Below are 12843 nucleotides of genomic sequence, written 5' to 3'. Positions count from 1 at the left end.
CTCCAACAAGGGAAAACGCATCCATAGCTCAGCTGGATAGAGCAACGGTTTTCTAAACCGTAGGTCATAGGTTCGAATCCTATTGGGTGTACAAGATTTATTTCTTAATTAGAGGCGACGTTGCTCCAGACGTTGCCTTTTTTTGTTTAGAGGTTTTCCAACAGCTTTTTTTCCTATACAATCTTTAGTATATTCACATACAGGTCCCGCCCATTGCGGACAAAGCAAATATTAGTGTGGCAAACAGTTACATTAACCCAACCTGATATCTGTAGTTTTTCTGACACATAAATGAGTTAGCTGCATTAATAACACGTAAAATGAATAATACAAGAGTATATCAAATGTCTTTTGCTGGTGTCTATCCTCACTACATTCAAAAAGCAGAGAAAAAAAACCGCACAAAAGATGAAGTAGATACGATCATATACTGGCTAACGGGATACGATAAACAAACTCTGCAACAGCTTATCGACAACAAGACCAATTTTGAAGACTTTTTTGCTCAGGCACCACAAATAAATCCAAATGTTTCAAAAATTACAGGCGTAATCTGCGGTTACCGTGTGGAGGAAATCGAAGACGGGCTCATGCAAAAGATACGTTACCTGGATAAGCTGGTAGATGAATTGGCAAAAGGAAAGGCAATGGATAAGATTTTAAGAACGTGAAAAACACTGAGATCACCTGCAGGCAGTATAGGGTCGAACCTGGAGTCAGATAGTCCGGTGAAAGTATAACTGTCGTAAATCAGACTGTAAATTGTCGTATACACCCCTCCTCTACAGCTGTTTTTACTTGCATCTTTGATAAAGCAAATATAAACAGTGGAGCAGCTACCATATAAAAAAACGGGCGAACCGAAAAGCCAAATGAGTAGGAATACAAAAAAATGATTTTATGTCAGACAACAAAGTTTCATTGCACAGAGTTATTAAGGCCTCACCTGAAAAGATATATCGTGCCTTCACTGAAGCTATAGCAATCGCTTCATGGTTGCCACCGTATGGTTATCTTTGTACAGTACACAATATGAATGTACAGGTAGGCGGTACTTTTAAGATGTCATTTCACAATTTCACAACTGGCAACGGTCACTCCTTTGGCGGAGAGTATTTAGAGCTCAAGCCCAATGAGTTTCTGAAGTATACTGATAAATTTGATGATCCAAACCTGCCTGGTACAATGACCACTTCTGTTTGGATTCAAAAAACATCTGTTGGTACAGAATTAAAAATATTGCAGGAAGGGATACCTGCTATGATACCTGCAGAAATGTGTTATCTGGGCTGGCAGGAATCACTGGAAAAACTGAATAAGCTGGTTGAACCTGAGATACCTGATGCCTGATACTTATTAGAAGTATATCCAGAATGCCTGGATATACTTTATTGTATTTTATCTGGTAAGGTTCCAAATATTTTACCGCACGGAACAGGTATGCTTTTCCATTGATTCAACTGTTAAATGAAGCTGGCTTTGATATTGACAGCCAGAATATTTCACAAAAAAGGTGATTTTAACCAACCTCGTAAGCCTGGTTAAAATCACCTTTTAACAAACAAAAAATCTGTTTCTTTCGCTTGTATTTCTTATTGGCAATAAGCTAATCAGCCTTCCGCCGCTGCTCTCTGATCGCCTTTTTTTTAAATGATTGCTGTTACAAAGTTTTCTTTTGGAGTTCTGACCTTTTTCATATTCACCAGCCAGTCATTGGCTTCATCTCTATAACCTAAGGCTAAGATCACCGCACTTTTCAGCCCCAGTTCTTTCAAACCCAGCAACTCATCTAAAGCTGGTGGTAAAAATCCTTCAATCGGAGTTGCATCAACTCTTTGTTCTGCCGCTGCTCCAATTGCCAGACCAAATGAAATATAAGCTTGTCTTGCAGCATGATTTGCATGCCACTCTTGCCCAAGAGGTTCATACATACCCCAAAGTGTCGCTTTATAATCATCCATTGCAGCAGCTGGCAGTCCTCTTTCTGCAATAGTTTTATTAAAGACCTCTTCTATTCTTTCTAAGCTGTAACCATCCCAGGCTGCAAAGACCAATAAATGCGAAGCATCAGTAATCTGGCTTTGGTTATAGGCAATGGGTTGTATTTTCTCCAGTAATTCTTTATTAGAAATCACAAAAACACGAAAAGGCTGTAACCCTGATGAGGATGGAGCAAGTCGCGCTGCTTCTAAAATATAATCAAGTTTGTCTTGTGGGACAACTTGTCCGTTCATTTTTTTTGTGGCATATCGCCAATTTAATGCTTCCAGTAAGACCATTTTAAAAAAATTAATTAACGAGGCAAAAGTAAGAACACTTTATGTACTTTTGTCATCCAGTTACCAAAAGTAACAGTGACAAAAAGTATACTAACTAACATATGATGGAAGAGAAAGTTCAAACCCTAACAGAAAAATGCAGTAAGACTATACTTTCTGTACATGACGCTATGGATATCTTAAATGGACGCTGGAAGATTACCATTATAGGTGCACTCTTCTTAGGTAAAATGAGATTTACAGATCTTTTACGTGAGATAAATGGGATTTCCGGTAAAATGTTAAGCCGTGAACTAAAAGATCTGGAGATCAACCAGCTTGTTACAAGAACGATATTAAATACTCAACCCATAGGTGTTGAATATGAACTTACCGAGTACGGCCGCACCCTGGAAAATGTTCTTAAAGCACTATCTGCCTGGGGAACGGATCACAGAAAAAGAATTACCGGTAAATAGAAGATTTATATATTATCAGCATACCAGCTCCTGCCACCGAAGAATATTATTTAAACTTCACCTCCCAGTTTACCGTTGCATTCTTCGTTGTATTAATAATTAGCTCTGCTATACCAGAATTCCCCTCAATCATTTTAACCTTATACTTCCCTGCTGAAACATTGCAAGTTGAAATCTGGTAACCATTGGTAGCAATGATCACTTTGTATGTATCATCTTTGATCACATCTGAAACACCTTTAAGTGTTTTCTTTTTACTATTCCATATGCAATCCTTCAAGTCTAAATAGCCCTGCATAATATGACGATTGGTCGCAATAAACTGCGGATGATTTTCTTTAGCGTGAACAGACATCATTCTGATTTCACCTGGTCTTAATTGTTGTTCAAAATGGTCACCACCATTAATCAACCCAACTAAACCATTATTCCAGAAATCATATATATTAAAGATCACAGCAGCGATATGTACACCTTATTTAAGGCCTTTCCTGATATGCAAATTATTCCTGCCCGTGCAGACAGCAGCGTAAATTACATTTATCAGTTTGGTTCAGGCAATACCGTTTGTAGTGTAAGTGAACTTGTAGGTACACATACCGGGCCGTTGGATCTCGGTAACGGAAGGGTTATTCCTCCTACAGGTAAGAAAATCCATGTACTTTTTTGTACAGTTGCCAATTTTGTTGATGGAAGAGTCAACAAAGAATACCTTTTCTGGGATCAGCTACTGCTATTACAACAGTTAGGAGTAGTTAATGTAAAATCTGTTCCGGCAAGTTCTCTTAAAAAATAATTAGCCTCCAAATTCAGCATCACATCGCTTGACAAACAGAATTCAGTTATGATTAAAGGCGAGGCAAAAAATAGCCTTGCCTTTGATTATAACTATTTATTTTTTGACAGCCAGGAAATCAGCAGTGAAATTCCAAAAACCAGACTCAGTATAAAACCAATCAGAGCCAGAACTGGAATTCCATTAAAATAAGGCGGTTTATCAGCCAGTACCAATATAGCCGAGCTAATAAATAATCCGGACATCAGTATAGCAAAGACCAACCGGTTCATCAATCGGCTTATCAGTTTTTTAATCAGTGATAAACCTTCAATTTCCTGTACAACTTTCAGATCTCCGTTATTAAGTTTTGCCAGAACAGACTGCACATCATCCGGCATAGTTTTCAGTGCATCTGTTAATGTTCTTAAAAGCTTCATTCCACTGATTTTCAGATTTTCAGGACTGAGTTTACGAATGGCAATTTTGAATATATAAGGTTTTAAACTCTCAATAATATTCAGATCAGGGATCAATGCTCTGCCTATACCTTCAATTAATACAATTCCTCTTACCAAAAGATAAAGATGTTCTGGCATCAGGATTTCATTTTCATTCAGAATAGCCGAAAACCGGCTTAATACTTCTTTGACGTCAATTTCCTGCAATGATGTACTGTTCAGTAAATTGAAAAAATGATGAATATCTTTTTCCAGTTTCTTTTCGTCACTGATATTGAAACGTATCGCCATCTTTTTGATAGTAGCAATCAGTCTGCGGGCATCCTGTTCTATAAAATGAGAGATAAAATCTTCCAGCAGCTCCTTTTCTTTCGGAACCATACTGCCCATTGAACCAAAGTCAATGAAAGCAATTTTACCACTATCCATTACTAAAAGATTGCCCGGATGAGGGTCGGCATGAAAGAAGCCATGCTCCAGCACCTGTACCAGATAAAGATCAAGACCCCGGGAAGCAATCGAAGCAGGATTCAGCCCCAAAGCAATGATAGCTTCTTTATTCGTTATTTTTACCCCCTCAACAAACTCCATACAAAGTATATTGTCGTTGCTTAACTCCGGATAAGCCTTAACCAGATAGATAGTATCCACCCCTTTAAAGTTTCTGTTGAACTTCTCTATATTAGCCAGCTCATTCAAAAAAGAAAGCTCCTGAAAAATAGACTTTTCAAACGCTTCGAGTACTTCATTCAGATTGATCTTCCGGAACAATTCACTATAATTAGTCAGCAGTTTTGCTACATCTTTCATGATGAGCATATCTGAAGCCACGACCTCTCTGATTCCAGCCCGTTTTATCTTCAACACTACAGGCGCACCACTTTTTAATTTAGCTTTATAAACCTGCGATATGGAAGCAGATGCAAAAGGCTCCGTGTCAACACTTTCAAAATACTCATCAGGATCAATACCTAATTCTGCTTCGATTCTTTCTTTGACGTCCAGAACCTCAATTTCTACATTATCCTGCAGTTTTTGCAGCTCAACAATCATTTCTGCAGGCAGAAGGTCTTCTCTGCTGCTAAATGCCTGTCCAAATTTCACATAAGTTGGCCCCAATTCTTCCAGCGCCATTCTGATCCGTTCATAAACAGTCAGAGATAACTCCGCTTCTGCTGCCTGCTCATTGTCATCATCAGAAGGCAACAAGCTTTTGATATTACTTCTGATTAATAATTCCTCAAATCCATATTTCACAAATATGCTGACAAGTGAGACTGTTCTTTTGAGTTTCCTCTTTTGATTAACCATCATATTTTATTGATTTAGCAGCTATGCGTTCCAAAAGATAGAGAAAAATCCATGCCAGAATAAGATAATCTGTCCACCAGCAGGATTAAACAGCCAATCTGGTCAATAATCGCCTAACCCTTATATAATCCGTACCTTTACCAGTTAAATGAATATTTAATATGAAAGATTATAGTGATTTGATTAATAGCGATAAAAATTCCGGCAAGATTAAAGATCTTGAGGATGCACTGGATGGTGTAGAAATAACCTACTCCCGCTGGCTGATTAATCGTGAAAATATTCATACGGGTGAGAAACCAGACAAACTTGGAAATTACTTCCGTTATTTCTATGACGAAAATGGCATACAGTTTTATGTAAAAGACTCACTTCCTATTGATATAAAGAATGCTTGCTGGTCAGCTTTCAGAGGAATCTTTGTGAACAAGCAATAATCGCCTGAAGCGAAACAAAACAGGCAGAGATCATCAAATTTCTCTGCCTGTTTTATAGCATCCTGCGCCGATTCCCTGTAATTCAATTGCTATTTTGCCTGAATTTCCATGAAGTCCAGATTTCCATTTCTGTTGTAAATTAACATATGAGCTATCCTGTCAGCAACCTCTTTGTCATTAATCAGGTCCACCAGATGTAAACTGCCATCAAAACCAGAAGTAATACCCGCAGTGGTCAATATCTTCCCGTCCTGTACATAACGAACATGCTCTACTATTTTGACTTGAGGATATTTTTTAAGTATATCCAAAGCCTGATGATGAGTAGTTGCCTCCTTATGATTTAAAATACCGGCTTCAGCCAGCAGAAGTGCCCCTGTACAGACAGACATCGTCACTACTGAAGATTTACTTTGTTCCTGCAGCCAGCGAATCAGTTCCGGATGCTCTTTTGATAACTGAAGAATAACAGGTGGAAATGCGCCGGGAATAACCAGAATATCAGCCTGAGGGGCATCATTTATAGTATAGGTAGCATTCATTTTCAATACATTGCCTTCTGCATTAACCGCTTTTTTAGTTAACGATACCGTGTACAGGTTATAAACAGTATCAGCATGATTTGCTTTGGTAAAAATATCTACAGGTCCATTCAGATCCAGAGATTCTACCTGATCAAAAACTAAAAACGCAACATTAATCTTCTTTCCTTTTTTAAAATTGAGTTGAGGTTCTTTTTTAAGAGTTTGTGCATTTAAGGCAGCCATAGAGAGTATGATTACCGCCAGTATCAAAATTACTTTGAATATTTTCATTGATTTATATATTAAAATTGTTCTTGTATTCCTGCTGTCAAACAGGCCGTTTCCGAAATTACAATTGCTAATTATTGGGGCATACGGATTCCTGATCATATGCATTTCAAGTCCTGCATATGACAATTATGGACGTTATATCATCCTTTGATAAATTAGCGTGAGGGATAAATTGGAGTACTATTTTGCCACAGCATCCATGAAACTTAAATCACCATTACGGTTATAAATAAGTATTTGTGCAATCTGATCTGCTACAGCCTTACCGCTGATCAATTCGCTTAAGTATAAAGCACCATCCAAACCTGAGGTAATCCCGGCAGTAGTTAAAACTTTGCCATCCTGAATATAACGAAGGTTTTCTACAACCTTAAATTTCTCATTTTTCCTTAACAAATCAATTGCGCTGAAATGCGTGGTAGCCTGTTTTCCATCTAAAATACCTGAAGAAGCTAAAAAGAAAGCACCGGTACATACAGACATGGTTACCTCAGTCGATTCATGTTGTTTTTTTAGCCATGTTATCAGTTCAGGATGATCAGCACACAATTTGTTGATCTGCATAGTGGACCCGCCAGGCATAATTAAGATATCTGCTTGCGGGGCATCTTCAATCGTATAAGTAGCATTCATCTTAAACACATCTCCCTGCGCTTTTACTGCCTCTCTGGTTAATGAAACCGTATATAAATTATAAACCGGATCCATTGTGTTAGCCTTAGTCAAAACATCGATCGGGCCATTTAAATCTAAAGCCTCCACATCGTTGAAGACAAAAAAGGCTACGTTGATTTTCTTGTTTTTTTTGAAATTGAACTGATGACCGGTTTGCGCATTTACCGATCCGAATGACGTGAAAATAACCGCCATTATTAGTAGAAACTGAATACTTCTCATTGGATTAATCGTTTTGTATGAAGCAAAGGTAGCCCTTAACAAAAGCGACAGCAATGACAACTTTCAGTCAATTTCTGCCAAACATAATCACCAGCATTTTTATTGTTTTTCTGGTCTCTGTCCAAGAAATGAACCATCTACGATAAACAATTTCACGCCCTGTTCAGAATAGGTCCGGTGAGAGCTTAATTCATCTGAAACCTGATAAGACATTCCTTTAGTTAGTTTATATTCACTCCCATCTGCTAATTCTGAAACCATTTCACCTTCAATACAGTAAATGACATGTCCTTTGGAGCACCAATGATCTGCCTTATAATTTTTTGAATATTCCACTACTCTAATGCGTAGATCGCCATAGTCTATGGTTTTCCAGAGTGCAAATCCAGTCTCTCCGTTATGTCTGGTTGCAGGAATATTTTCCCAGTCTGTGTTTTCAAATGCAATACCTCCTGAATCCATATTTATACTATTTTTTATTACAAGATAGGATTTTCCAGAGTCTGAAGATCATATAATTTGATAAAACCAGTTCGAATACAGTTAGCTAAATTCCTGGGTTTGTGCCTCTCAATTATAAACTTCTGTATTCAAACCAGTTTATTTAATCTTTTGATTACTGGGCACCGATTCCTTCTTGTGCACCAATTCCTGTGATAAGTGATTTGAAAGTCACCGTATCTGTTACGGCATCCTGCTGTAACGGGAAATAACGATTATTCTCATTACGGATAATTACCGGGCCACCCATATTAGTCATATCACCAATCGGACGCCAGTCATCTGGCCTGTATAGTTCAAAACCAAGGTTATTGTAATATTCCAGTGTACCTCCTGTCTGATACAGATCAAGCATTACACCTTCCCAGTCATGAGATCTGTTTAAAAGACCAGCTGTATTATGATAAACCTTTGCATTGGCAGGTTTCATTCTGGAAGGAAAACTCTGCATGTACTCCTGCATATCCGGAGTAGCCTGTAATTCAAAGGCAGAATATTTCCAGCTGTTCCATACAATATTATTATAGATCATGACATTTTTAACTTCAGATTGAAAGGATGCGCCCCATGCACGGATCGCATTTCCCTGATGATTAGTGATTTTATTATCATGGAATGAACCATTTCCTCTTGCCTGGAATATACCATTATGGTACCCGTTAGGCGCATTGGGATCGGCATACAGTGTATTAATATTATCCACTGTATTCCCGGCGATTTCATAATTTTCCGCGGATCCCAGATAAACCACATTTCCAATATCAGGACAGTTTTTAACACTGCAGTTCAGGAACTTAAAATTAACCATCAGACTTACTATTCCTTCATCTGTAAAACCACCGCCACTATGGAATCCTGTACCTGTGTTTTCAAAAGTTAATCTCTCAAATTTCCAGTCTTTTGAAGCTGTACTATCTGTACCATCATAGACAGTTTTGTTTTCGTAGGCAATCGTATAATTACCTACATTTTTGAAACTTATATCATGCAGATAAATACCATTGCTCTGCTCTCCGATAGAAAGCGCACGATATGGCTGATCAATAATTGCCGCTCCCCATAACTCCAGATTATCAGCCTGGCCGATGTCAATGGTACCACCATTTAAAACTACTCCTGTTGCATCTATTCTAACGTTTGTAGCCTTCTGCACATAGATATAATTATAATTACCAGATACAATCCTGATACTGGCATTTACCAGAGGATCCAGTATAAGTTGCCCCGAACCTGTGCCCACATTTACAAAATCAGGATCTACCGGAACGATAACCGGCGAAGCAACTGCTGTTGCATATGCCTTTTCAAAATCAGTACTTGCAATAGAAGGTCCTGCAATTTTACCATCCGAATAGGTAATTTTACTACCCTCTACTACATAGGTGATGACCTGACCATTGACAATAATTGACCCTGTTTGATTTTGTGCGGTTACTGCCGCCGCCTCTGCTGCTGCTTTATTCATAATTTATTTATTTTATATAATTGATTATTTGAAATTCCAGTATTTTCTGACTGACTCAACAGCTCCGTTCAGATGAAACAGACTTGTATCAGATTTTTTGTTGTTGCTATCCCGCAGCTCTTTATTGTAAGGAGTAAGTTGTCCGGACAAATCCAGTTGTCCCCCCTTCTCCACCGCTCTGTTGATCTTTTCATTTAATAAGGTGATATCCGCAATCCGGAGTCTGTTCATTTCATTAACGACGTTATACTGCCAGAAATTTAAGACTACGGAGAGGATAAGCATAGTTGCAAAAGGGTTCTTCTGCACGGCAGAAAACAATCTGTCAAACATTCTTTCAATCCATGCGGCCTTTCTGTCAATCATATCCTGTGTTTCTGCCTGTGGGTTTTGTAGCTCTTCCATTTTGTTAAGTTTTATAGGTAGTGTAAGTCCATTATTTTTTCTACTTCATAAAATTTGCTAATCATTCTATATTTTCATCAGTATACCAGCAGCAATTACATTTCCCTATAACCCTTTGAACAACCGATCCCATAACACTAAAAATCAATGATTTGCAATTATGTATTTCTTGTATAATTCTATTTTTTGTACATTTACTTCGTTGTACACTACAAAGATAATATAGAATATTCTATATTTGCAATATATAAATAGAATATTCTTTAAACAAAGATGGAAAATACTGAAAATCAACGCCTTAAAATTTTTAGAAAATCACTCAATAAGACTCAGATAGAGTTTGGAGCAGTAACCGGGCTAAAACAAGGCAGCTTCGCAGATGTCGAAAGAGGTAAAGTGAAGGTATCCGGAGATATCAAAAACGCATTAAATAAAGAATTTTCTTTAAATATAGAATGGCTGGAAACCGGCCATGGAGAAATGACAACTGATAGTGTTAAACCCAACGCAAGAGCTATTGGGGAGATACAATATCCACTTGAGTTTACCGACTCTCCTTTTATTGATCTGGGAGATGGTCAGTACCTGATGGTCGTACCATTAGTAAATGAATATGCTTATGCAGGTTATTTATCCGGTTATAAAGATCCAGAGTATTTAGAAGTATTACCAAAGCATACAATTATCGTGGACAAATATCATAAAGGCAGTTACAGAGCATTTGAAATAGTTGGAGACAGTATGGATGACAATACCAAAGAAAGTATCAGTGATGGTAGTATTGCCACAGGCAGAGAAATTCAGCAGCATTTATGGACTTCCAAATTCCATACCCACCGGTTCAAAGATTATATCATTGTACATAGAAAAATGGGAATTATAGCCAAACGCATATCAAACCATGATATTGAAACTGGTATTATCACCTGTCACTCATTAAATCCTGATAAAACTACTTATCCGGATTTTGATATCCAGCTTGATGAAGTAAAGCAAATCTTTAACATAGTTAATGTGCTGCAAAAAAGATAACCAGCATCAAAAGAGCTTATCACACCTGATTTATTCTCTGATAAAAAAATTCCAGGAATAAATCAGGTGTGAAGAATAGTTTCACGTATTTTTACCGGTGTACAGCATCAAAATAGCATTCTGACAACATCATCCTTAGTAATCAATTCAAAAGAGGCAAAGAATAGCCTATAATCTGTTTTACGGGTATAAAACCAAGCTTTAAATAAACCTTCTCTCCAGCTTCAGAAGCATGTAGCACACAGGTCATCCTGCCGTCTTCAATACACGCTGTCATCAAATGAACAGTCATATAATATGCCAGTCCCTTACCTCTGAATTCAGGTAGTGTTCCAATCATGTGCAAACCAGCGTTCCCATATCGATCATAAAATACAAGCCCACAGGCAGCAGGTGTTTCATTAAAATACCCAATGAATAACCTGATGCTGTGATCATTAGCTGAAAGTAATTCTATAATTCTGCCATCAACCTGATATTTAAATGAAGCAGAAGCAATAGATGCAAACAAATCAGCTTCCGCAGCGCCACTAACGGTCTTAAACTTATATTCCGATGGCTGTTCTATAAAACCCAATCCGGACAAATCAATTCTCATCCCCCTTTGCTTCATTTTAGGAATAAACCCGGCTTCCGATAAATCCTCCTGATATAGATTACTCATTGATTCAGTAAGTGTGAGCATATTAGGCAAACTTCCATTACCTATCTGAGCCGATATTTTTTCAAACACATCTGTTTTTGGATCCATATCATTTTTCAGGCTGAATATTCTTTTTGGCCAGTCTGAATTTTTAGGATAAACCGCCTTAAAGTCCTCTGCAGATAAGATAGTCTTAGATAGATTACCTGTGAAATCCCAAAATTCAAACAGGTTATCAATAACAATTTTCTCGTCTTGTATCATATAAATTATATTGTGATACAAATTTACATACCAGTCAAAAATCATTGTAGACCAGTAATATTATCATGGATAGTCCAGTGATATTACAATCCTGATACTATTCTATAAATTACCTTATTTCTATTATAAAGTTATATAACAGAAATTCGTACATCTAATTTTTCAAATTAAAACATATGAAAGTTTTTCTGACCGGAGTTACAGGTTATATAGGTGGTTCAGTAGCAAAAATATTAATCGATGCAGGTCATCAGGTGACCGGCGTGGTGCGCAGCAAAGAAAAAGCAGATGCTGTTTTATCACTGGGAATTACACCCGTAATTGGTACATTGAATGATACAGAAATATTAATCACACAGGCTAAAAAAGCAGACGCAGTTATTAACACAGCCAACTCTGATCACAGAATTGCTGTTGAAACTTTTATTGAAGCACTGAAAGGAACGGGAAAGGCCTTTATTCATACTTCCGGATCAAGCGTTGTGGGTGATGATGCCCGCGGTGACTCAACATCTGCAGAAATCTTCACTGAAGAAACCCCATTTAAACCAATGGATATCAGAGAAGAAAGAGTCGCTATCAATGATCTGGTGCGTCGTGCAGGAGTTAATAGCTGGGTCAGATCCATAGTCATTGTACCAACAATGGTATATGGTGATGCTTTGGGGCTGGATGTCCAGAGTGATCAGTTGCCAGTGATCTTTAGAAAATCAAAAGAAGCGGGTGCTGGCATCTATGTTGGAAAAGGGCTTAACCGCTGGTCCAATGTACATATAGCAGATTTAGCCAATTTATATCTTCTTGCCCTGGAAAATGCAGCTTCAGCCTCTTATTTCTATGCTGAAAATGGAGAAGAGTCTTACGGCGATATTGCCGGATATGTCAGCCATGCACTGGGATTTGGCGGTAAAACGATCAGCTGGCCGGTAGCAGAGGCAATAGCTGAACTGGGGGACTGGGCAAGATTTGCCATAGCTTCAAACAGTCGTGTCCGCGCTGTGCATGCCCGTAAATTATTGGGATGGAAACCTGCAGCTCAATCTGTTTCAGAGTGGATTGCTTCAAAAGCAATTTAATTCAGCATTCTGCAGGATACAGAA

General features: G+C 38.0%; 16 protein-coding genes and 1 tRNA gene. 8 read left to right on the top strand and 9 right to left on the bottom strand.

The features are described from left to right. Positions 1–17: 17 nt before the first annotated feature. The 3 genes from PL_RS23585 to PL_RS23575 all read left to right on the top strand — a co-directional run bounded on the left by PL_RS23585 (position 18) and on the right by PL_RS23575 (position 1350). Positions 18–91: transfer RNA gene (locus tag PL_RS23585), tRNA-Arg, on the top strand. Positions 92–320: 229 nt separating this feature from the next. After that, positions 321–671 carry a DUF2200 domain-containing protein gene (locus PL_RS23580; protein WP_348620519.1) on the top strand — a complete coding sequence of 117 codons (351 nt, stop codon included), beginning with the start codon at positions 321–323 and terminating at the stop codon, positions 669–671. A 229-nt stretch (positions 672–900) separates the two neighbouring features. Next, complete coding sequence (locus PL_RS23575) at positions 901–1350, top strand: SRPBCC family protein (RefSeq protein WP_041885637.1); 450 nt, start codon at positions 901–903, stop codon at positions 1348–1350. 296 nt (positions 1351–1646) lie between these two features. On the opposite strand, the gene PL_RS23570 is transcribed toward PL_RS23575, so the two are convergent. Next, on the bottom strand, positions 1647–2279 hold the full coding sequence (locus PL_RS23570) for a nitroreductase family protein (protein WP_348620517.1): 633 nt from the start codon (positions 2277–2279) through the stop codon (positions 1647–1649). A 101-nt stretch (positions 2280–2380) separates the two neighbouring features. Here PL_RS23570 and PL_RS23565 point away from each other — a divergent pair, with 101 nt between their 5' ends. Further along, on the top strand, positions 2381–2737 hold the full coding sequence (locus tag PL_RS23565; protein WP_348620515.1) for a winged helix-turn-helix transcriptional regulator: 357 nt from the start codon (positions 2381–2383) through the stop codon (positions 2735–2737). Positions 2738–2783: 46 nt separating this feature from the next. Here PL_RS23565 and PL_RS23560 read toward each other — a convergent pair whose 3' ends face one another. Beyond that, entirely contained in the window at positions 2784–3194 is a 411-nt protein-coding gene (locus PL_RS23560; protein WP_041885636.1) for a hypothetical protein, read from the bottom strand. 9 nt (positions 3195–3203) lie between these two features. On the opposite strand from PL_RS23560, the gene PL_RS23555 reads away from it, so the two are divergent. Continuing rightward, positions 3204–3533, top strand: coding sequence for an ester cyclase (locus tag PL_RS23555; RefSeq protein WP_052496543.1), 330 nt, complete (start codon positions 3204–3206; stop codon positions 3531–3533). 92 nt (positions 3534–3625) lie between these two features. Here PL_RS23555 and PL_RS23550 read toward each other — a convergent pair whose 3' ends face one another. Next, positions 3626–5287, bottom strand: coding sequence for an ABC1 kinase family protein (locus PL_RS23550; protein ID WP_052496542.1), 1662 nt, complete (start codon positions 5285–5287; stop codon positions 3626–3628). A 158-nt stretch (positions 5288–5445) separates the two neighbouring features. Between PL_RS23550 and PL_RS23545 the strand changes: the two genes are divergently transcribed. Continuing rightward, on the top strand, positions 5446–5721 hold the full coding sequence (locus PL_RS23545) for a hypothetical protein (RefSeq protein ID WP_041885634.1): 276 nt from the start codon (positions 5446–5448) through the stop codon (positions 5719–5721). 89 nt (positions 5722–5810) lie between these two features. Here PL_RS23545 and PL_RS23540 read toward each other — a convergent pair whose 3' ends face one another. The 5 genes from PL_RS23540 to PL_RS23520 form a co-directional block, all read right to left on the bottom strand. Next, positions 5811–6536 carry a DJ-1/PfpI family protein gene (locus PL_RS23540; RefSeq protein ID WP_160292151.1) on the bottom strand — a complete coding sequence of 242 codons (726 nt, stop codon included), beginning with the start codon at positions 6534–6536 and terminating at the stop codon, positions 5811–5813. Between the two features lie 180 nt (positions 6537–6716). Continuing rightward, positions 6717–7433: a DJ-1/PfpI family protein gene (locus tag PL_RS23535; protein ID WP_082036028.1), complete on the bottom strand. Its 717-nt coding sequence runs from the start codon at positions 7431–7433 to the stop codon at positions 6717–6719. A gap of 99 nt (positions 7434–7532) precedes the next feature. Further along, positions 7533–7895, bottom strand: a complete 363-nt coding sequence (locus PL_RS23530) for a DHCW motif cupin fold protein (RefSeq protein ID WP_041885630.1) — start codon at positions 7893–7895, stop codon at positions 7533–7535. A gap of 154 nt (positions 7896–8049) precedes the next feature. Next, entirely contained in the window at positions 8050–9399 is a 1350-nt protein-coding gene (locus PL_RS23525) for a hypothetical protein (RefSeq protein WP_041885628.1), read from the bottom strand. Positions 9400–9423: 24 nt separating this feature from the next. Next, a complete protein-coding gene (locus PL_RS23520; protein ID WP_041885626.1) occupies positions 9424–9804 on the bottom strand; it encodes a hypothetical protein in 381 nt (126 codons plus the stop codon). A gap of 273 nt (positions 9805–10077) precedes the next feature. Here PL_RS23520 and PL_RS23515 point away from each other — a divergent pair, with 273 nt between their 5' ends. After that, positions 10078–10836 (top strand): XRE family transcriptional regulator, encoded by a 759-nt coding sequence (locus tag PL_RS23515; protein WP_052496539.1) that lies wholly within the window; start codon positions 10078–10080, stop codon positions 10834–10836. Positions 10837–10978: 142 nt separating this feature from the next. Here the strand turns inward: PL_RS23515 and PL_RS23510 are convergent, their stop codons facing one another. Further along, positions 10979–11743 carry a GNAT family N-acetyltransferase gene (locus tag PL_RS23510; protein WP_041885623.1) on the bottom strand — a complete coding sequence of 255 codons (765 nt, stop codon included), beginning with the start codon at positions 11741–11743 and terminating at the stop codon, positions 10979–10981. A gap of 176 nt (positions 11744–11919) precedes the next feature. Between PL_RS23510 and PL_RS23505 the strand changes: the two genes are divergently transcribed. After that, on the top strand, positions 11920–12819 hold the full coding sequence (locus PL_RS23505; RefSeq protein ID WP_041885621.1) for an NAD-dependent epimerase/dehydratase family protein: 900 nt from the start codon (positions 11920–11922) through the stop codon (positions 12817–12819). The last annotated feature ends 24 nt before the right edge of the window (positions 12820–12843 follow it).

The organism is Pedobacter lusitanus, from assembly GCF_040026395.1.
In the GTDB taxonomy this organism is placed as follows: Bacteria; Bacteroidota; Bacteroidia; order Sphingobacteriales; family Sphingobacteriaceae; genus Pedobacter; species Pedobacter lusitanus.
The sequence above is the reverse complement of the archived record's forward strand: the minus strand, read 5'-3'. Positions and strand labels throughout refer to the sequence as shown.